The following is a 22,094-nucleotide window of genomic DNA, read 5'->3' on the forward strand; positions in this document are numbered from 1 at the left end:
GCGACGTAGACTAGCGAATCAGGACAACAAGTTTACGTCTTTATCAAACCGTCCGTGAAAACGGGGTAGAACCCCTCATTAATAAACATGGCTACGAGCTAGTAGACGGTAGATTATTTAGAAATTCAGCACTGCTAGCTAATTCGGATGCAGAGAAAATCGAGAGGGATAAAACTGCCATTGTTCGATATGAGTTATCCGCGCCTATGAAAGTTTTAGCGAAGCATGGATTTCTCGAAGGGCAATACTCTATATTCGATTATGGCTGTGGAAGAGGTGATGATCTCAGAGAGCTTGAGGCACATGGACTTGATGCACTCGGTTGGGATCCAAATTTCTTACCGGACGCCGAAAAAGTAAACGCAGATCTAGTTAATCTGGGCTTTGTGATTAATGTGATAGAAGACCGAAACGAGCGTATGGAAGCAATTCAGGGTGCCTGGGAGCTTACTGAAAAGCTACTCGTAGTTTCTGCCATGCTGGCTAACGAGAGCTATCTGGAACGCTTTACACCCTATAAAGATGGAATAATCACTAGCCGCAAAACGTTTCAGAAGTACTATAACCAAAGTGAGCTAAAAATGTTCATCGAGTTAAGCCTCGATGAGTCGGCCATCGCCGTTGCGCCAGGCATTTATTTTGTTTTCAAAGATAAATATCTAGAACAAGACTTTCTACAGAGTCGTCATAAGAGAAAACATAACTGGGAGCATAAATCTCAGCCCATTGATGTTAGAGAGGCAAAAACTCAGCTGTTATTCACTAAACATAATGAGCTGTTAGAAACCTTCTGGAAAACATGTCTATTGCTAGCCCGCTGCCCAACTAAAGAGGAATTTGACCAGGCAGAGGAGTTGCTTGAGCTGGTCGGCACAATGAAAAAGGCATTTCGGCTATGCCTATCTTTCTATGGCTCAGATGAGTTCAAGTTAGCGCAACAAATGCGGCGGGAAGATCTGCTTGTATATTTCGCAGTAGGCCTATTTGGCAAACGAAAGCCTTATAAGTATCAGCCAGAGCAAACAAAGCGCGATATAAAAGTATTCTTTGATACAAACAAAAGCGCACAAGCCCAGGCGACAGAACTTCTTTACCAAATAGCAGATGTTGAGGAAATAGAAAAAGAGTGCCTTGCTGCAAATAGTTACTTGCCTAAGAGCGTGTTAACGGAGGAGCTTGGACGGCCTCATTCACTTACCTTCCATAAAAAGTACATTGACTTGTTATCGCCACTTTTACGCGTTTATGTAAGTTCAGCTTTGCAGCTTTATGGGGAGTTGGAGGACATCCAGCTTATAAAGGTGCATATCAGTTCTGGTAAGCTGACACTGCTTGGCTATGAGAATTTCGAAAAAGCTAAGACGCCAAAATTAAAGGAACGAGTAAAAATTAAAATGGCTGACCAAGATGTGGACTTCTTCGACTACGTCGATGACCAATACGATACCTTTCTAGAGAATAAAAAGGATTACATTGAGTAATATTGCGACCTACCAACTAGACATTTCTCAGCTACTCAAGCTATTAGGCAAACTAATATAAAGTGGCGCGCCACTTGGGACTTGAAAACTGGAAGTATCAAAACTGATCGTAACCAGTACGTAATTTTTTAAAAACCAAACTTTACATATCATATTTTTTACGTAAAATTTTTACGTAACAACCCTAGCTTTTTTTAATTATGAATACATTAGACAACGACTTCTGCTACTCCTTTCCCGCAGTGAGAGGCGTTCAGGCAGGGCGCCCTTTTTATATCGCCACCTGTCCATTGCGTATAATACCTAAAATATTCATATACGACGAAGAAGAGGTTCCGCCGGAGCTGAGAGCTCAGCGTACGTTGAATAAAACCCGTATACCGGAAATGAGTCGCTATCTAGTGGATAACCCTGACGATTATGTTTTTTCCGCTCTAACAGCGTCAGTTGGCAATGATGTCTCATTCATTGAGCAGGACAATGCCCCAAACATTGGCACGCTAAAAGTGTCGATGAACGCGAGCATTTTAATTAATGATGGCCAGCACCGCAGAGCAGCGATTGAAGAGGCGATAAAACACAAACCTGAGCTCGGTCAAGACAATATAGCCATTGTATTTTATATCGACGAAGGTCTACGTAGAAGCCAGCAAATGTTTGCGGATTTAAATCAACATGCAATCCGCCCATCATCTTCTCTATCAACGCTTTATGACGACAGAGACCCTGGTGCTCGAGTAGCGAAATATCTAGCAAATACAGCAAAACCATTCGTTGGCTTCACGGAAATGGAAAAAAGTAGTATCCCGGTGAAGAGCAATAAAATTTTCGCGTTAAGTGCTATCAAACATGCGACCAGAGCCTTGCTCAAAAAAGGGCCAAAAGAGGAAATTTCGGACGAAGAAAAACAATTGGCTTTGCAGTTTTGGAATGACATAAATGATAATATGCCGGAATGGAAATTGGTGCAGGATAAAAAGCTCGCTGTAAGCGAGTTCAGGCAAGAATACTTAACGGCTCACGGCATTGCGTTGCAAGCAATAGCCAACGTTGGTTGCCAGCTACTCGAGCTCACAGAGGAAAAACGCATGCCTCTGATCGCCAAAATGCAAAATATCGATTGGCGCAAGTCAAATCGTGAGTGGATAAAACGTGCAATGATGCACGGTAAATTATCTAAAGCGGGCTCAAATATCTTTTTAACTGCAGTAGAAATTAAACGCCAACTGGGCCTTCCTTTAGAAGAGGAAGAGCTAACCAAAGAAAAAGACTTACTAGCATCATGACATTAGCCAAACAGTTCGAACTCGATGAGTATATAGACTTCATCGAGCAGGAAGATTTTGCAGGAAAAGCCTTATCTGAATACGTGGCAAACGTGCAGCGCGTCTACCTTCAAGACAAGCGCCCTTGGGTTATTGGTTATAGTGGTGGAAAAGACTCATCAGCCGTCATGGTGCTTGTTTATCTGGCACTGCTCGGCTTGAAGCCTGACGAGCGTCACAAGCATGTATTTGTGGTAGCTTCCGATACATTGGTAGAAACGCCAATCGTTGTAAACCATGTGAATAACTCATTAGAGGCGATTCAAAAGGGTGCAAAGCGGGATAATTTACCAATAACCTCACATAAAGTAGTCCCCAAAACGAATGATACTTTTTGGGCAAATCTATTGGGTAAGGGCTACCCAGCACCAACGCGTAACTTCCGTTGGTGTACCGAGCGAATGAAGATTGACCCAGTCAGCTCTTTTATTACTGATAAGATAAGTCAATATGATGAAGTAATTGTTGTATTAGGCTCGCGATCACAAGAAAGCGCATCGAGAGCGCAAGTTATAGCAAAGCATAAAATAGACGGCTCAGATCTGGCAAAGCACACCACTCTCTCTAATGCATTCATTTATACGCCTATTGATATGTGGGCTGTGGATGATGTATGGAAAATCCTTCGATTTTGTCATCTAGAGCAACATGACACACCATATGGCATTAAAAATAAATGGTTCGATAAATACGACCTTGAATGGGAAACCCCGTGGGGTGGAAAAAACTTAGTACTCTGGAACCTTTATAAAGACTCTTCCGGTCAGGGCGAGTGCCCTATGGTAATAGATGAGACAACGCCTTCCTGCGGAAACTCTCGCTTCGGCTGTTGGACATGTACGGTCGTAACCAAAGATAGAGCGATGGAAAGCTTAGTGCAAAATGGTGAGACCTGGATGCTTCCATTGCTAAAATTCAGGAATATTCTTTCTAGAAGCACTTCGCCTAAGCTCAAGAAAAAATATCGTAATCATATTCGCCGAGACGGTCGACTAGCATTTAAAACGCTTAGAGAAGATGGTGAAAAGATATTAACTGACGATTACACCACAGGTCCTTACAAGCTCAAATACCGCAAATTAGCATTGAAGCTCCTGCTTAAAACGCAGAAAAAGCTTTCAACCTATCAAAAGGACCTAGAGCTCATCACTGTCCCTGAGTTATATGCTGTCCGACATGAGTGGCTAAACGATCCTAACGAGCCAGATTGGGACGATGAACTTCCTGTGATCTTTAGAGGCATCTTTGGATTTGATCTTGATTGGACTGTTGACGACACAAACCAATTCTCGCAGCAGGAGTCAGCTTTGCTTAGTGAGGTTGCCCCACACCACGATATCTCGCCACAGATGCTGAAGAAGCTCATCGATTTAGAAGTATCCATGAGTGGCCTAACGCGCCGCGTAGGTATTTTTAATAAAATTGGTCGTCTTATTCAACAAGACTGGGAGTCAGCAGAGGCAATTATTAAAGAGAACAAAGACACTCGACAAAAGCAAATTGACCAGTCACGTGAAGTACAGAGCCTAACGGAAGAATTAGACATGATTAATGCCTCAATTGAACAGGAGGCTAGTTCATGATTTTTAAACGTCTTACTCTAAATAACTTTCGCGTTTTTGATGGCGAACATAATATTGAATTAGCACCTCGCAAAGATGGAGTGTTCACCAAGCCTATTGTTTTATTCGGCGGACTTAATGGCGCAGGTAAAACCAGTATTCTAACCGCTATCCGGCTTTTGCTGATGGGTAAACGAGCCGTGGGCAGTATCATATCAGCCAAAGAGTACAGCGAGTATCTAGCTACCCAAATCAACAATAAAGCCAAGGCTGAGAATGATTCACCAATTGCCAGCATCTGTTTGGAGTTTACTCACACGCATAAGGGTAAACACAATACGTTTGTAGTAGACAGGCTATGGGATATCTCAGGTAAAGAAACCCTTTCTTTAAAGCTTAACGACGAAGGATTAGATGTGCTCTCTGGCGAACAAGTTCAAGCTGTACTCTCTGAAATGATACCGCCAGGGATAAGTGACTTGTTCTTTTTTGACGGTGAAAAAATAGCAGAGCTTGCCGAGGACGATACTGGTGCATATTTAAAAGAAGCCGTTCAAAAGCTGCTGGGGCTCGATGTTGTTAATCGTCTTACTGATGACTTAGACATTTATTTAAAGCAAGCCACCAAGGACACCATTGACAAAAAGTCTCTAGCCCAAATTACCGTGCTTGAAAAAGAGAAAGCCGAACATTATAAGGCTGCACAGCAAGCGCAAGAAAGTGCAGAGCAAATCCGCCCTAGGCTTGCTGAGCTACGTAAGTCCGTTCAGGCAATTGAAGCTCAATTACAAGAACGTGGTGGAGCGTGGGCTAAAACTAAGAACCAAGAGAAAGCCAGAGCCAACCAGCTCGTAAAAGAAGAACACCAGCTCAGCGGCGCTATTCTACAGGAACTCGATGGTGCGTTCCCTATCGCTCTGGCTCCCACTGCCATCTCAAATTTGATTAGCCAACTTGAGCTAGAACGGCAATTAAAGAAACAGCAAGCTTTTGCTCAAGAGTTCGACGCTATCTCTGGCGAGCTATCAAAAACTTTAGCCAATAAATTTGGAGCAAAACCAGGGGACATATCTGGGTTGTTGGGTGAATTCATCTTAACCCGCCATAAGGCAGAAGCTGATAATGAGATTCTATTGGATATTTCTGACTCTGACTTTTATCGGCTAAAGGCCACTGTTGATAGCGCTACATATGCAAAGGATAACGTAAGCTCTCTTTTGAATTCTTTAAACAAGGTCCAAACAGAACTAGCTTCTCTCTCGATCAATATTGAACGAGCACCTGATGAGCAAGAGCTTGCGAAAATGTACGAGAATTTAAGAGATTTTGATAAGAAGATTCAAACAGCGAGAGAAGACTACAAATCACAGCTTTTACTTGCTAAAGATAACATGGCAAAAGCACTAGAGTTTGCCAAACGTCTTGAAAAACTCTTTAACCAGCAAAAAAACGAAGCAACAGTAGTAAAAGCCGTTACACGCGTTAACGCAGCACAGAGCGCATTAAGCGACTTTTCCACACGCTTAACACATTTGCGCGTTGCACAGCTTGAAGAATTATTTGCAACCTCTTACCGTCGCCTTGCACGTAAAGGCGGCTTAAAATTAGGCGCAAGGATTGACGCTAAGACTTTCGATGTTTCGCTAATAGACAAGGATGGCATAGAGATAAACCGTAAGTCACTGTCTGCCGGCGAAAAGCAAATATTTGCCTTCGCTATACTTGAGGCTTTGGGCAAACTTTCTGGCAAAGTTTTACCTGTAGTTGTAGACACGCCACTTGGCAGGCTCGATTCAAAACACAGGGATAAACTGATTACGCACTACTTCCCTGAAGCAGGTGAGCAAGTCATTTTACTTTCTACCGATACCGAAGTGGACAAAGAGTTCTACACCCTACTCTCAGATAAAGTTTCTCATTCTTACGAAATTGACTTTGACGAGAAAGCCCGATGTTCAAGGCTTAACGAAGGATATTTCTGGCAAGAAGAAAATCACAAGGAGGCTGTGTAATGTTACCTAATCGAATGCAGCTATCAAAAAATACTGAAGAGCAACTTAAAAAATTGAAAACACAGACAGGTGTTACACCTAATATATCGGCAAGAATTGCCTTTTTTAGTTCAATCGAAAGTGGTGACCGTTTTGACCAAATGAGTGACTATAAAACTGACGGTAGCCTTACACTAGATAAAATTACTTGGCTTGGTAAAACCCAAGCTGTAACAGAGCTATTTTTAAAAAAAATGTATGCAACACTAGATGAACGCCAATTACAAGCAGCATGGGCCTATCATGTTGAACGTGGAATTTCTTCAACTCGAGTAGCTAAAAATTTGACTAAATTAATTGATAAAGTTATTGATTAGAAAAGAGAGCTGCTCTTACTGAGGAGCAGCATACTCGTTAAGCAAGCAACTCTACTTTCAAAAAATGTTCGGCATAAGAAAGTTTACAATCGACTGGCCTGTCTAAAAGCCCATCAATATTAAACTTCTTTAGGCATGAGTTGGACAATTTCAAATTTTGATTACAAACGTCCACAACATAATCTTCGCCTAAATTTTTCAAAACCCCTGAAATCCTTCTACCATAATTGTCTAAAGTGAATAGAAAAGAATTTATTTCTTCTCTATGGTTATTCAACCAAAACTTAATGGAAAGATTTTCTAGCGTACTAATCGAACCAAATTTAAGCTCCTCATCAAGATTTTCAAACCAGTCATGATAGTTGTCAAAGACGTTGTGTATTGCTGCAATACATTCATTTTTATCTCTAGGTAAATACTCAGAAAAACTCTCAACATTTTCAAGTATGAATTTTATAACCTCTTTTTCTGGTGGCTCAGAGTAACGATTGGGTAAATAGTGAATAGGAAGCAAATACTTAGCATGATCAACTTTACCAACCATGTCACCATCTAAAATTGCGATTTGCTCAATGTTTTTAGAGCAATAGTGTTTTGCTACTTCTAAGATATGCGACTCGCCGTTTAGTACGTCAATAAAAAATTCAGAACTATATGACGGAGAATAGTTTAAAAAAATTTCTTTAAGTACTAATTTAGCAAACCTGTCTTCGACAAAAAATACACCTTTCTTGGGAGGAGTTAAACCTAAAGCATCTAAATACTGAGATTTTTTATGCTCTCTGATTAGGCTTATTTTCTCATCTGGATTTTGCTTGACAATGGAACAAGAGTTAACATTTTGTTTCTGTAATACTAAATCAGAATGTGTACTCATGATAATATGTAGAAAGTTTTTCTGAGCTACGTAGGCAATAAAATCCATTAAATATTCTTGCGACTTTGAACAAAGGAATGCTTCAGGCTCTTCCAACAATATAATAGAGTTCTTTGGCGCGGTTAACAACTTCCAAACTAGATATATTACCTTATGCTCACCTTGTCCCATCTGCAACGTCGAATAACAATTTTCTTTTTTGAAAACCTTGAAGAATGGAAGAACCTCAGTGTCATCTAGTTTGCCTTCAACTTCGATCACAGAAACCGATGTTATTTGTTTAGATAATATTCTCTGAATGTAGCCGATATACTCATTTAAAATATCACTTTCTTCGCCATTTTCCACATAATCTTCTATAAAGGTGCTATCAGAAGCTATCATTTTTCTTACATGAAGAGACTCCGAAGATGGATCCAAAAGAAAGCAATTTTCCCGAGCATCACTATATTCATTGTATGTTATTAGAGCGTCACTTGACTTTTCTCTTATATTAACTACCGACTTAATATCACGATATGAATCGTCTTCATCAAGAGATTTCAGCGTTCTAAATATAGAGTGTAGTATGCTCGACTTCCCTGCTCCATTTCGCCCGCAAAGAGTAATCAAACCAGAGTTGACATCGATTACTTTATTTTCCGAGTATTCACTGTCTATAATTTCTATGCTTTCTATTTCGTAGCGATATTTCTTTCTTTTATTAACATTATTCCAATTGTCGGCAATCTTCGCTCTTCTATCAACCATTAGCATCTCCCAACTCTGCCATGGTCTCGACTTTTTGCTTCAGCCTCTGCTTATTTTCATTTAGTGTTAATAAAATTTCTCCAACTTCACGTTTTCTGCGATCATCTAAACAGTTAACTTCTAAACTTTGAATACTATAGAATAATGAAATGCACCAATCTCTAATCAAGAGCGAGCTAGTCGTCATAACTCTCGAACTTGCCCTTTCATTGAAAAGAGAAAACAAAGGAAACAAACTTGTAATCTCTATATCTTTAGATCTAAATCTTGAAAAATCATCTAAATTATTTTTATAAGAAAAACGAGATGTTTCAAAACTTACAAACGCATCAATTAAGACTTTCGGATCTAAGTCACAACCCGATTTCATATACATTTCAGAGATAAAAAGAATCCAGGAGAAAAATGAAGCTTTTGTTATGTGTACTGAAACGTCCTCTTTTGACAACTTCTCTTTCACTTCAGATAGAGTCTCTAGAGAAAACACAACAGCGGCTACGGTTTGCTCATCGAACAATTCATCTCTTCTATATTTTTCGTAAAGCTCCGAGTCTGATACCTTTGCTCTTACTCCGCCTTTTTCCAAGTACATGCATAACCGTGCAAAAAGGTCATCATGCGCCAGCCTAGTGTTTGAAAATCCGATAAATTTAGAATCAAGACCAAAGGTGTCCAATCTTGCCGATAATGACTTTATCTGTTTCCTTGTCTTGCCAACTTGAGCATTTCTTTTTTCAGCTGCAGTCAAATTTAATGATTGATTTAGTCTATTGAAGAGTTCACCCGTCTCTCCTGGCAGATAGTCATAAACTTCCAATATTCTAATAGAGTAGAATTCTACACTTCTTTTTATGCTGTCAGGTAATTCACTATATAGTAACCCATCTAGTTTAGAAACTTTTTCATCTATCGGCTCGAAATTGCCTGATACAGGGAATTCATTATTGAAAAATCCTTGAATAGCTCTTAACCTTTGTTGGCCATCTAAAACTTCATGAAAATACTTATCTTGCCTAATCACGTGAATAGGAGGTATTTGCCACCCCCTTAAAATTGAGTCTATAAGTTTTTTTCTTTTTGAAACTGCCCAAACATCACCTCTTTGAAAGTCTGGTTGTAAATCAATTACATTCTTATTAATTCTGCTTACAACCGTTCCAAGATCGGGCTCTGAAATATTTATCTTCACATCAACTCCACTAAATTCAATTCCCAAAAAGCCTTATCTTTAATTTTTGTTATTTTCTTATTACCATCAATATATAAACTATGGTGCTTTTCTAATTCTCTTATCGACTTCATAAGATATTCTTGGTCAGCCTTATCATCTTTATTAAAAAGTGACTTAATATCCTGGTTTTTTATTTGAGAAACACGATGAACAATCCAGCTTAAAATGTAAGTTGAGTAATCATTGTCGCCTGTTTTGAAATGAGTAATATCTTGAGTGGATAGGATCACGCCAACACCATATTCACGCCCTTCCTTGAGAATTTTCCGCAAACTTGGGAAGTTTTGAGACATGAAGTTGTCAGCCTCATCCACCAATATCAGTTTAGTTACTTGCCTAAAGTCGCCATTAACTTCCGGCTTTCCTTGCTTCTGCATTTGCGAGTAGAAAAGGTCTAGTGTTAGCGCCACAACTAAACTCTGAATTTCGCCAGGGTACCCTGCTAATTCTACTACTGTGACTCCATCGACAAGCTCATATAGACTAGTGCATTTATTCACGTCAGTTTCGAATACTTCTAGTTCATACAAACTTTCTAGTGCTGCATACAGTGAATCTTCAGCAGGGTCGCTGTCCAAGAATAATGCCCACACATCAGCGAGGGTCGGAGCGGGCTTAGTCCAAGTTGAAGGATCTGCTTTGCTTATGCCTGCTAAATCGTAAGCCTGAGAAATTAGCTGCCTTAACCTTAACTGTTGCTTTTGTCCCAAGTTAAAAGCTTTTCCCATTGTCTCTGAAAAACCACGAGCAGTGTGTACTGGCAGCATTGGTGTAGAGCCAAAAAGGCTGAGCGGATTATATGGAAGCCTAAATAAGTTATACTTTTTACCGTTTGTAGCATTAAGGAACTCATCATCTACATAGTCTGACTTGTAATCGAAAATGAGAATTCCAATAGACTTACTATCAACATTGTTGTGTTGGTTACGATAAAGTTGAGTAACAACAGACTTAGTGCATTGAGTTTTCCCCGTCCCCATCGTGCCGATAATGCCTGAATTTGTGTTCATAAACTTAGCAGTATTAGTAGGCTCCCAAAGAACAGGCTGCTCATCTTGAACATCGTGACCGATAAGTACTTTTAGGTTTTCCTTTATTGGGGGCGTTTCCATGGGAACGTTTTCTGCCGACGACTCTGGTGGCACATCATCTTCATAACCGATGTCTGGTTCTCTAACTTCGTTATTCCTGTCGTTAGGAAATTCGAGCTGCTTACCAATGAGCAAGGTCGTATTTCCTAATATGTATTCACTACTTACGTGACAAAGCTTTGCAGGTTGTAATTCGAAAAGCTCTAGTAAAGGCGTTTTAATAAATTTGGATAAGTAGCTAATAGGTAATTCTATTTTTAGAATATTTTTTTTCAGCTCAAATGCCGGCTCAAAAAAAGTGTCATTCTCGACATGTGAAACCAGGAAGCCTGAAGGATAATCAGCAATGTCCGCAATGTCGTATTGACCCTGTAGCCACCATTCTCTTCGGTTAAGAAGCTCATCGAAATAGTTATCGCTATAGAGGTTGTACAACTTGTACTTATCGATTTGCATTAAAATCTGTCGAATAAACAGGCCGCGATAAAGCTGTGCAGCGAGACTATCGCCTTTTAATATATCCTCTTCCAAATATCTTTTGAGCTCTTTTGCTTGTTCAACGCCTTTACTGTGAGTTTGCTTTTTGCCAGTTTTCACTTCTAAAGGCAGAAGCACTATTGCGTCGTTTTTGAATCCCACGAACAAGACATCATCGGATATAGCCCCTTTGATTGTTCCTGCAATATTACTCTTGGAGAAGTCACTTTCGGACATCTTCAATCCAATATTCCCTGCGACCCTAAGCATCTCAGCCACAGAAAGCGGAACCCAGCTGATATCCGAGCGATGAAGTAAGCAATTTACAAACTTATACGCTCCAATAATGCCTCGCTTCTCTTTGCGTTCGTTGTCGTTAGCGGTGATCATTTTAAGTAACCATTCACCATTAAACGCATTAAACTCTTCTATTACCCCGCCTTGGTCACGCTCTAATACTTTTTTATAGAGATTAGACTCTTCTGTAACCGTTATAGCGTCGTAATTCACTGAGTTCGTGTAGTTATCCGAGTAGTGAATCAGCACAACATTTTTATCACTATCGAAGAAGTCTAATGTGACCTTCGGGTCAATAATCGTTGTCCAAATAGAGCTTTCATAGGCACATTTGAGAAGCTGTCTGAACTTACCACTCACAACTAGTGCAGTAGATTTAGAACGTGAGTATTGCTCGTCAGATTTGCGGGCAGGTTTGATCAGTCCGTTTAAACGCTCTGCTATTTGAAGGTGCGGCTTGTCGTCAAGTTCAATTCCCTTGAGACCAAATGCCGTAGAGTAGCTATCCTCTTCACTTGAAGACGCCTCACCTGCCATTAAACCGTCGGCTACTACCCCACTGAGTTCTTCATTAACATTACGGTCGCGTGATTGAACTTTATCGTTGTTTTTAAAAAATGAGATATGCGCATACTGATGCGGTTTGTACATACCGTTTTCGAGCTTCTCATTTTTGAATTTACTATAAGTTAATCGCGTTCGCAGTATGTCTATGACTGCATCAGCGATATCTTTATCGTTACCTTTATTTAACCCATATTCAGCTTTAATTTGATCATAGCTAGCTGTATCTGAAAATTTATCGAATTCGCAGTACTCAATTTCATCATCGTAAAGGTTTACGTGGATTCGACAGGACTTATCTTTGTTTCTTTTAATGAAATCGACTAAACCAAGAAATACTTCGCGGTTTTTTCCGTTGTTAATCGAATTGACAATAATCTGTGAACTTTCTCCATTTTCAAATAAGCTGGAAAAAGCATCACGAAATTCGGTCACTTTGTCTCTGACGAGCTTCTGCACATAATCGTAGCTAGTTTCCTGGTGAGGCACTAACTTTAACCACATAGGGTTGTCAGTTTCATACTGGCAAAACGCAAACTCGCTATTTGGTTCATAGATAAAAGGGAGTAAGCCCTGCGCATTAAGCCTGGACAGAGTGATTTTGGGTAGCGTTTTAAAACTTGCTGATTCATCCGCTACCACTTTTTCAGCTAAGTACAAATGATAAGCCAAAACCATTGGATGAAATGGCGTTAAGTACTCTACATTATTAAAATTAGCGAAGCCTATATTCACCAGTCTTTTTTGCGCTTTCGTCAGCAAAGTATCGTACTCAATACTTCTTAACGCGTTGTTGTATGCTGCGACAACTTTACTAACCAAATCCCGGTAGTCGTTCCCCCACCCGCTCAAACTTGGCAGTGTTTTATTATTAGCTAGGTAAGCAAAGTACGTCGCGTAGCAAGAAACTAGCTGAGGGTAATCAGAAGCGATATCATTGATGAAAAAGCTTTCTGTATCTGACGTGGCTTTAAAAAGTAGCTCTTCATCGACAATCTGGCGTTCCCATTGGAGTAAGGTCAACCGCTTACCTTTGGGTGCAATTTCATGGTTATCGAGTTGAATCTTTGTTTTTCTATTGTTCAATATAGCGAAATAACCATCGCTAAAAAGTTTTGAAAAACGTTCTTGATTAAAAATCAGGGGAAGGCTGATAACGTCTGTAGCGACTGCGCCTTCGATGTTTATTTTTAGTTGGGTCTCAGTGCCCTTGATTAGGAATTCAACGCTGTCTGATTCAGCGGCCAACTTCTCAAAGTCGATAACGCCCACGTTGTCTTTCTCAAATACCTGGCCATTTTCTTGTACTTCTTCTTCAGTGCCAAACTCAGCTATCTGCAGCGTATTATCATCTGTTTGAACAGTTACCTGTTGACGTTTTGGATTAATAAGAAAGCCATTTTGAATAGCATCTATGTAAAACTCACCTTCACGCAGGACCAACACCTTGAACTGGTGGGTCTCAGCAGATTTCTCTCGCTTGACTCGAAAAGTAAAATAAACAGAGGAACCCAGATAACTACCTTTGACCGAAACCCGGCTGCGCTTGCCTCCCGTATTGTCAGGTGGTGAGAAGATAACATCAGGCTGGTTGGTGATCATGATGCTACATTCTTTTTTATCTACCTTTCCGCCCAAGAAGCTGAACTCTATTTCAAAAGTATTCTTATCTTCTGGTAATAAGTAGATAAGATTCTTAGTACGTCGACCAGCTTTAGTTTCAGCCTGTGACCTTACATACAAAGTGCCTTCCGAAATATGCTCTTTCTCAAGTTCAAGAAGATTTTCTCTATTCTTTTGTTGCTCCTGCTCACAAGCACTGAATTCTAATGAATATTTCCATGCCTCAGGGTCTTCTTCACTAAAGTGTTCATTAACAAACTTAGGACTGAAATCTTCTTCTCCCAGCTTGTCTACTAAGCTGGTGGGAAAGTTGTGAGTGATATAGTCAAGCTTCTCAAACAGCTCTTTGTTTTTTTCTAATCTTGCGGCTATTTGCTTTGGGGCATCCCAATCTTTTAGAGCCGGGTCATTGAGTAACCCTATCTCATGGAAGCTAATTTCACCATCGTCCACTAGCGCGCGATAAAGCTCCTCAAAGCCAAACATCGTAGCACCGTCATCTTCTATTTGTTCAAATCGGTGATCGAGCAAACACTGAGATACCAGCTTATTTTCGTTAGTTGGATCTAGCTCGCTTTCTAACGCTTCTTTTATTTTGCTTGGGTGCCATACCCAACCTGGCTGTGCAACGTTTTCTGCAGAGTTGATCAGCGTATCTAACATAGAATTATGGATAATAAGAAGGCAGCTATCCTTCACTTCCTTCTGCTGTGAAGCTACTACATCGCGAATATGAGATATGAAGTTTTCACCAAATCCTTTGCCGATTTCCTCACTGTGCAAGACAAGGAGTACCTTAAAATCACCGGCTTGAACGTAAGGTATATCCACGTCTTTTATATTCAAGCTTCCATTGCTGATTGCACATAGTGATTTGAATAGCTTTTCACTGTTATCTTTATCTGGAGACTGAAACTGATAACGATAGCCGTTATAGAAATGCTCAGCGGCCCAACTTACTAATTTTTCGGCAAGAAAATCTTCAAACTGTTTTTCTGACATAAACTGCATCCCCGCTGTCACTCATTCGCTCAACATTCCCTATTCGCTCATAGAAATTCACCAAGAGCTTTTGCGTCTGTTTGTCAAAGTTAACCCCCCTTGCCTCAAACCTGGTTATCAATTCGTGTAACCTCAGCCTTTCATCCTTACCAATAGCTAGATTTGTCAGCAATAAAATATAATCTTGATTAAAAACCAAAACGCGACCCGCTCTACCGCGGTTTTGAATAAAGTGACCACATAGCTCAGACTCTATTGCTCTACAGTAGTGAATATTTATCTCATGACGAGACTCACCACGCTTAAACTGGTCGTGAGACAGCCGCAATAAATTGGAAAGCGCATCTAGCTCATCTGAACACTCTTCAATATTGGTTTTTAACTGACGATCATTTTTAAACTCTTGTGCGTAATCACTCAGCAAGGGCGTTGAACCTGTGTCTTTAATGCATTGAGCGACTTTCCAAATCGGCTCTTTTCTAGAGCCAGCGTCTTGTAGACTTTCGTTCATCGCAAGATAAGGAAACACTTTAGAGAAATTATTTGCCAATTGGCGATAACCAAAGCTTTTTACGAAAGTACGTTCATCTGAGGCTTTTTCGGTATCGAGAATAAAAAAACAAGGCTTGGGAGAAGGCTCTCCCCCTTTCCATTCATCGATATTAAGAGTTAATTGTGCAGTGTAGAGAAAGGCATATAACTTCAAAAAATCAGTTACAGTATCTAAGAAGTAGTTTGGCCTGGATGCCAGAAACTCTAGGTCTTGAGTAAAATTTGCTGATAAGAACGGAAGGTATGGACTCTCTTTCGCCGCTTCAGTGATAGTTCCTGCACTCTGACCGCTTTGAACGAAGTTAGTGAACACCTGGACTATTTCATTCTCCAAGAAGTTTAAACTTAATTCAGGAGAGTTAGTTAAGTGAAAGTCTTGAAGCAAGTTAAGAAACAAGTCACCTAACCTTTTATTGGCTGAACTTCCTTTAAGTTCTTGTGCTTTAAAGAGGAGCAATTCTGGACTTATTTTGTAAAGCTCGTCTCCGTTGAAGTACATGCTTTCTATATGATGCCAGAACTCTTTTTCATCCAGCTTTGATTCAAATGCACTTTTACATTTGCCTTTAAACTCATCCACTTGATTTAGCGGTACGCTCTTTCTATAAGCGAACTTTACGAAGTGACCTAAAACTACATCCCAATCAAATATACCTTTTCTATCCTTTGTATTGATTGGAAAAAACGACGTGAGTTTATTATTTTGCGGCTTGAGCTCTGCTTTGAGTCTGAACATCCTATTAAATCCCACTTACTTCAATCTCATCACCATCAAACTTGAGACTCATATTCTGATTTCCTTTCACAATAAGAAGCTTATTTTTCTTACTCGCGATCTGCGCTATGTGATCCGCGACCTCGTCCAAAAGCACTATTGTATTTTTATCGTGCTTGTTTGGCCTGTAGCCATTTATGATGCGCTTCATCATAGTCAAGAGGTTAATATTCACTGGAATATCGACTTGCTTTCCCTCTACAGACATAAAAGCAGTAAAGAATGAGGAGCTTTTAACAGCCGAAGCTTGAATGGCATCGAAGTCAGGCTCCATCTCAATTTCACTCATGATTTGGTAGTCATTATGTATTGAGATGAGGTACTTACCTTTTGCAACAGATCTAGCGTTTCTATTAACGTAAGCGTGTATTGATGCAAAAATAGTATCTTTATAAAGTGATTTGAGTAGTCTTCTATCTTCCTTATCACCCGAAAAATTGCTGTGAAGGTTCCAAGCTTTAGCGTATTGATCGAGTAAAGGCTCTTCAAAATCAGCTTTGAAGTCTTGATGATAGTTGTTTCCTATTTCGGCATTATTCAGGAGGTAAAATAACCTTAGATATGCGTGGGGATTTTTAGATCTCCTTATCCCATATTCAGCTGACATCAGTGTTGCAAACTCGTCAAATCGCTCATCAGAAAGGCCAAGGCTGGTTCCAAGGATGAATTTGTCTATATTTTCAGTGCGAATATCCGCAGGGTTAAATTCCGTTATTTTCGAGAGGATCTCGTTGTCCGATTGACTAAACATATTGTCAAAAAGATAACCGTCAGGAGATAGCAGGTTGTGAATAAAATCAAGTAATGTTCTTGCAGTTAAAAACTGGTCCTTTATTAACCTAGCTTTAAATAATACATCTATAATCCGGTCTTGAACTTCAGGTAAAGAAAGCAACTGGTAGTTAGCAATAAGCTTCTTGTTACCATCGTGACTAGCTTTTTCTATATCAAAATATTGTCGAATTAAATTGTTTTCTTGCTGAGTCAAACGGACTAGCACAGCTTTAACAAAATCAGATGAATGCCCGGTTTTAGTTAGTTGAAATTTGGGATAATCTTCAAAATTTAGGAATACTAGCCCTGGAGATGAGTACTTACTGTCTAGGTACTTTTTAATTGCGTTGCAAACAGCTGTGTTAGCTCCTTCTTCGGCATAGTTTCCCATCATGCCTACGTTGATACCTACAACTAACGCTTTATTGCTATTTTCGTACTCTACAAATACCTCATCCAGTGTAGTAATTGCTGTAGAATCAGGGTTAAAGCTATGAGTTGCATCAAGGTGGAACTTAGCTTTGTTTGCGAATTTCTCACCAAACTGAGTAAGAATTTCAGACTTCCCGTCACCACTGCTTCCACACAGAAAAATGATTTTTTTGTCACCAGGGGAGAGGGATGTTAACTGCTTTTCAAAATCTCTCTGGATCTCAGTCTCGATGTACAAATACTTTTTTACTGCATCCAACTGTTCAGATATTGAATCCTCTCGCTCTGTAGAAACTGCGTATGGAGAAGATTTTGACAATACGCTCAGTACATCCAAAAGCCGCATCTAAATTTCCCTGTAAATTTTACTTTTAGTAGCTTAACACTCAAATAGCTTAAAAAATAAGCCCTATCGTTATGTTTTTACATACAAAGTATATAATTTTGCTAAAGCATCGTTAATAGTTAGTTGTTTATCAGCGTTCATTAACTTACGTACTGTTCGAATTACAAACTTTGAGTTCTGAGTATGCTTCTTTGAAAATTCTATACAAAGTTTCTTAAGCTGTTTTTCAAACTCTTCATTCTCAAGCATATCGTGAAACGATTTGATAGCTTTCTCAAACGATCTCCCGTTTTGGTAATAGAGTTCTCTCAGCTTATGCTTTGGAATTCTAGATGTTTCGCTTGCGTGATCTAGCGCTGTTTTGAAGTCTAGAAATTCACGTTCATAGACACTTATTTTTTTTGTTTCACTGGGGCCCACTCGGTTCACTTCACCATCGACTTCATAATCAAAGCCTTTAAAGTTTAGTCGCTCTGTAGCCTCTTCCCCCAAACTTAAGCCGCCTTTGAGACTAGACTGAAAGTTTTCGTCCATTTCTTCCAGCTCTGAAAGCTTCCACATTTCGTACACTCTAATAGCTTTGGCGTATTTTTTTGCTATTGCGTGCTTTGCAGCATCAATGCGCTCTGCAAGGTTGGAGCCTCTTTGAAATTTGACCATATCAAAGCACTCGTTACATGCTGGTACTTTAATAAAGTCTGCTACGCTCCTCGAGTTGGTGTATTCATGTATGAAGCTAATTGGTGGAATGTAGTCTTGTGCCGTTGCATCGCAGCCACAATAAAAGCAGGTGTTGAAATTTGCTGAATGTATTGCTCGTAAAGGCTTGAAGTATTTGTCGTAATCCATGACATTGGACCTCCCTTTTGCATTAAAATATATTGTTAATCTCAATTGCAATCGTTCCAATGATAGTGGCGGGAGACTTGAATTGCGAATCTATCTACCGCAGCTAAATATCGAAAGGTTTATAAAACATTCGTGCTAGATAGTTTATGAAAAGAAGTAGGGGCTTCACTTCGAAGTACCACAACAGATAAAAAAACCGACATGAAGTCGGCTTTTTCGTATCTGGCGCACCCGAGAGGATTCGAACCTCTGACCTTTGCCTCCGGAGGGCAACGCTCTATCCAGCTGAGCTACGGGTGCGTAGTGTGACGTGTGATGGCATTACGCATTAAGCTTTCGTAATGTTTGGTATTAATACCAGTCACGTCGAGCCGCGTAATGATACTGATGCAGCCAGTTACCTTCAACTGATTTGTGGCGTAACGTTAAATTTTACGGTAGCTGTATGAATTATAACCCTTACTTTTTGCAGGTATTTGGCCGCAAAGAGTTGTCCACAACAGATTTACCGTTATAATCTGGCCTGCTAACGAATTCTCAAGATTGCCTGGAGACAGATGTGAAAGTGAAAACCTGGTTAACAATGATGGCTACGGCACTGACCGTATTCGCAGTTCAGGCGCAGGAAATGTCTGATGATGCCATTGCCGAGCGTATTAAGCCGGTTGGCGAAGTACACGTTGCAGGTGCAGCTACAGAAAGTGCTGCTGCCGGTGGTGGCGGTGCAAAGTCAGGTGAAGATATTTACAATCAGGCGTGTGTGGCTTGTCATGGCTCGGGCGTACTGGGCGCGCCAAAAGTTCACGTAGCGGCTGACTGGCAGCCTCGTCTGGACGAACGTGGCCTGGATGGTATCTGGCAACACGCACTTGACGGTTTCAATGCCATGCCGCCTATGGGAACCTGTGGCACGTGTAGCGATGACGACATAAAAGCCGCAATTGAATACATGATTGAAGGGATCTAATTCCCTTCTTTGTTGTCCTAATTGATGCAAAAAGTAGCGTTTTTGCATCAAATCAGGTAGCTTTAGTGGATTAACAGTCATCTACTATTATTATTCTAATTGGCTACCGGAATGTCATCAGATTCAACGCAGCTAGAGCTATCGGAAGAAGAGTTACGCGAGCTCATTCCTCAGCTGCAACAACTCACTGATAAATATAAGCGCGCTGAACGTGTTCAGAAGGCGCTTTTTGACATTTCCGAACTGGCCAGTTCAGTTAGCCACCTTAACCGCCTTTACTCAGCCATTCATGAAATTATCGCCGACTTTATGAATGCGGATAATTTCTTCGTTGCGTTTTACGAACGCGACGCCAACCTGATTGATTTTGCGTACTTTGTCGACGAGTTTGATGAGCAAACGGTTAAGCAGGTGCCGGTTGAGCAGATCATGGATGGCATCACCGGTCACATTCTTCGTACCGGTAATCATATTTTCTTCAAAAAAGAGGAAGAGCTGGACTTTCAGAAGTCCACCGCCGTGCAGCTGTTCGGCTCTCAGCCTCATCAGTTATTGGGTGTGCCCCTTAAGCGCGGCACCCAGGTTATTGGCGCCATGGTGGTGCAAACTTACGACGAAGAAGTGTCTTACACCCACGAAGACTTAGAAGTCCTGTTGTTCGTTTCGCAGCATATCGTTACCACGGTAGACCGGGTGAAAAGCCGCGAACTTACCGAGCGCACCATTCGTGAGCGTACCCGACAGTTGCGCAAGATTAATGACGATTTACAGGAAGAGATCCTCGAGCGTCAGAAGGTAGAGTCGCTGCAACAGGCACTGTTTGAGATTTCCGAGCTGGCAGCAAACCTGGAAGGCGATATGAGTATTTTCTACTCAAGCCTTCACGATATCCTTGCCCGGCTTATCAGCGCACCCAACTGTTTTATCGCCATTCTTGACGACGCCCGCGAGAATCTGGAGTTTCCTTATTTCAGTGACTCGCAGGACGACAAAGCACAGAAGCGTCCGCTGGGTTTAGGGCTGACCGAATTTGTACTTCGCACCGGACAAGCCGAACTGATTAATCCGCCCCGCGTATTAGAGCTGGCGGAAGCCGGCGAGCTGGATGTGTCGGTTGCTCAGAATATGCTTAACAGCGCTAACTCGTGGCTGGGCTCGCCGCTGGTTGTCGATGGCGAGATTTCCGGTGTTATTGCCGTACAAACTTACGGTAAACACGCCAAATATACCGCACGGGATCTGGAGCTGCTGCGCTTTGTGTCGCATCACATTGCAGTAGCCATGGAGCGTAAACGCAGCACAGAAGCCATTCAGCGTTACAATGTTGAGCTGGAAGAGCGCGTGAAAGAGCGCACCACCGAGCTGGATAAAGCCAATCAGTTCCTAAAGCAGCAAATTGAAGAAAGAAAAGAAATTGAGCTGAAGCTTATTCACGATGCGCATCACGATTCACTGACTGACTTACCCAATCGCGCCATGTTTACCAGCCGCCTCGAGCTGGCTATTGCGAACAAGCAGCGCTATCCGGAAAACCTGTTTGCGGTGCTGTTTATCGACCTGGACCGCTTTAAAGTCATTAACGACACCCTGGGTCACTTTGCCGGTGATGAGTTTCTGGTAGAAGTGTCTAAGCGCATATCACTGTGTATTCGCGGCCATGATTTACTGGCTCGCCTGGGTGGTGATGAATTTGTGGTGCTGCTGGATAACTTTGAAGACGTAGCTGACGTTGAAGATGTTGCCTCGCGAATTATTGAATGTATTTCCGAGCCGTTCGTGCTGGAAGGCAAAGAAATGTACTCCGGTGCCAGTATCGGTATTGCTCACCTTGAAGGTTATTATCGCTGTGCTGATGAAGTGCTGCGCGATGCCGATGCGGCAATGTATCAGGCCAAAACGCTGGGCCGTGGCCGCTTTGTGATGTTTGATAAAAGCATGCGCGATCGCCTGCTGGAAGAGCTGGAGCTGGAAAACGAGTTCCGCCGGGCACTGCGTGAAGAAGAGTTTGAGTGCTATTTGCAGCCGGTGATTGACCTGCGCACCGACGAAGCGCTGTATCATGAAATGTACGTGCGCTGGGAGCATCCGACGTACGGCAAGGTAGCCCGTGAGCAGTTCAGACAGGTGGCCGAACAGGGCGGCCTGACATTAGATTTAGATTTATTCCAGCTGCGTAAAGCCTGCGACCTGCTAAACAGCTGGCGCAGCGACAGTGACAAACCCAGTCACATTGCGGTTAACGTATCAATTAATCACCTGTTGCAGTCGTCGCTGGTTAATAAAATTATCCGCATTATTGACGATTCAGGTATTTCGGCCAATGAGCTGGTGTTTGAGTTTGATGAGAACGACTTAAACCGTCGCTCTCAGTATATTTTGCCAGCCATTAAGAAACTAAAACGTGCCGGGATCACACTGGTACTGGATAACTTCGGTAGCGGTCTGGCCTCACTAAGCTACCTGTTCGCCTATCCCTTCGACTTTATTAAGATTGATCACCGCTTTGTGAAATCACTTCCCCGCTCGCAGCGCAATCTGAAGCTTATCCAGTCTGTCATGCTGATATCCGAGCATTTGCGCTTTAAGGTGATAGCCGAAGGTGTGGATGCCCGCGCGCAGTTAGAAGCGCTGACGGAAATTGACTGCAATTACGCACAGGGCCGGGTGTTAAGCGAGGCGCGTCCGCTGGATATTAAGCAACTGGCCGGATAACGCGCCCGGCTGTTACGGCTGACGCGGCAAGCGGATACG

13 protein-coding genes and 1 tRNA gene are annotated in these 22,094 nt (G+C 41.4%); 7 read left to right on the forward strand and 7 right to left on the reverse strand.

Annotated elements, in window-relative coordinates; genetic code table 11:
- Positions 1-158: 158 nt before the first annotated feature.
- The 5 genes from JKP77_RS18060 to dndE all read left to right on the forward strand — a co-directional run bounded on the left by JKP77_RS18060 (position 159) and on the right by dndE (position 6,736).
- Positions 159-1,481 carry a DNA phosphorothioation-associated putative methyltransferase gene (locus tag JKP77_RS18060; protein WP_338024894.1) on the forward strand — a complete coding sequence of 441 codons (1,323 nt, stop codon included), beginning with the start codon at positions 159-161 and terminating at the stop codon, positions 1,479-1,481.
- Between the two features lie 200 nt (positions 1,482-1,681).
- The gene (dndB, locus tag JKP77_RS18065) at positions 1,682-2,767 is read left to right on the forward strand and encodes a DNA sulfur modification protein DndB (RefSeq protein WP_218312570.1); all 1,086 of its coding nucleotides are present in this window, start codon (positions 1,682-1,684) and stop codon (positions 2,765-2,767) included.
- Positions 2,764-4,389 (forward strand): DNA phosphorothioation system sulfurtransferase DndC, encoded by a 1,626-nt coding sequence (locus JKP77_RS18070; protein ID WP_218312571.1) that lies wholly within the window; start codon positions 2,764-2,766, stop codon positions 4,387-4,389. Before dndB ends, JKP77_RS18070 begins: the two co-directional genes overlap by 4 nt.
- On the forward strand, positions 4,386-6,380 hold the full coding sequence (dndD, locus tag JKP77_RS18075) for a DNA sulfur modification protein DndD (protein WP_218312572.1): 1,995 nt from the start codon (positions 4,386-4,388) through the stop codon (positions 6,378-6,380). Before JKP77_RS18070 ends, dndD begins: the two co-directional genes overlap by 4 nt.
- Positions 6,380-6,736, forward strand: coding sequence for a DNA sulfur modification protein DndE (dndE, locus tag JKP77_RS18080; protein WP_218312573.1), 357 nt, complete (start codon positions 6,380-6,382; stop codon positions 6,734-6,736). Before dndD ends, dndE begins: the two co-directional genes overlap by 1 nt.
- Positions 6,737-6,773: 37 nt before the next feature.
- Here dndE and JKP77_RS18085 read toward each other — a convergent pair whose 3' ends face one another.
- From JKP77_RS18085 to JKP77_RS18115, 7 genes are all read right to left on the reverse strand, one after another.
- Positions 6,774-8,363 carry an ATP-dependent nuclease gene (locus JKP77_RS18085; protein ID WP_218312574.1) on the reverse strand — a complete coding sequence of 530 codons (1,590 nt, stop codon included), beginning with the start codon at positions 8,361-8,363 and terminating at the stop codon, positions 6,774-6,776.
- Positions 8,356-9,552, reverse strand: a complete 1,197-nt coding sequence (locus JKP77_RS18090) for a DUF262 domain-containing protein (RefSeq protein ID WP_218312575.1) — start codon at positions 9,550-9,552, stop codon at positions 8,356-8,358. Before JKP77_RS18090 ends, JKP77_RS18085 begins: the two co-directional genes overlap by 8 nt.
- Positions 9,549-14,648, reverse strand: coding sequence for a DNA phosphorothioation-dependent restriction protein DptH (dptH, locus tag JKP77_RS18095; RefSeq protein WP_218312576.1), 5,100 nt, complete (start codon positions 14,646-14,648; stop codon positions 9,549-9,551). The genes JKP77_RS18090 and dptH overlap by 4 nt, the downstream gene beginning before the upstream one ends.
- Positions 14,629-15,936 (reverse strand): DNA phosphorothioation-dependent restriction protein DptG, encoded by a 1,308-nt coding sequence (gene dptG / locus JKP77_RS18100; RefSeq protein WP_218312577.1) that lies wholly within the window; start codon positions 15,934-15,936, stop codon positions 14,629-14,631. Before dptG ends, dptH begins: the two co-directional genes overlap by 20 nt.
- A 4-nt stretch (positions 15,937-15,940) precedes the next feature.
- Entirely contained in the window at positions 15,941-17,527 is a 1,587-nt protein-coding gene (gene dptF, locus JKP77_RS18105; protein ID WP_218312578.1) for a DNA phosphorothioation-dependent restriction protein DptF, read from the reverse strand.
- Positions 17,528-17,596: 69 nt separating this feature from the next.
- Complete coding sequence (locus JKP77_RS18110; RefSeq protein WP_218312579.1) at positions 17,597-18,376, reverse strand: hypothetical protein; 780 nt, start codon at positions 18,374-18,376, stop codon at positions 17,597-17,599.
- A gap of 223 nt (positions 18,377-18,599) precedes the next feature.
- Positions 18,600-18,676: transfer RNA gene (locus JKP77_RS18115), tRNA-Arg, on the reverse strand.
- 259 nt (positions 18,677-18,935) lie between these two features.
- Here JKP77_RS18115 and JKP77_RS18120 point away from each other — a divergent pair.
- The gene (locus JKP77_RS18120) at positions 18,936-19,343 is read left to right on the forward strand and encodes a c-type cytochrome (RefSeq protein WP_338024890.1); all 408 of its coding nucleotides are present in this window, start codon (positions 18,936-18,938) and stop codon (positions 19,341-19,343) included.
- 111 nt (positions 19,344-19,454) lie between these two features.
- Positions 19,455-22,055, forward strand: coding sequence for a sensor domain-containing diguanylate cyclase (locus tag JKP77_RS18125; RefSeq protein ID WP_218312580.1), 2,601 nt, complete (start codon positions 19,455-19,457; stop codon positions 22,053-22,055).
- Positions 22,056-22,094 lie beyond the last annotated feature (39 nt).

This window comes from Alteromonas antoniana (assembly GCF_019249295.1).
Lineage (GTDB): Bacteria > Pseudomonadota > Gammaproteobacteria > Enterobacterales > Alteromonadaceae > Alteromonas > Alteromonas antoniana.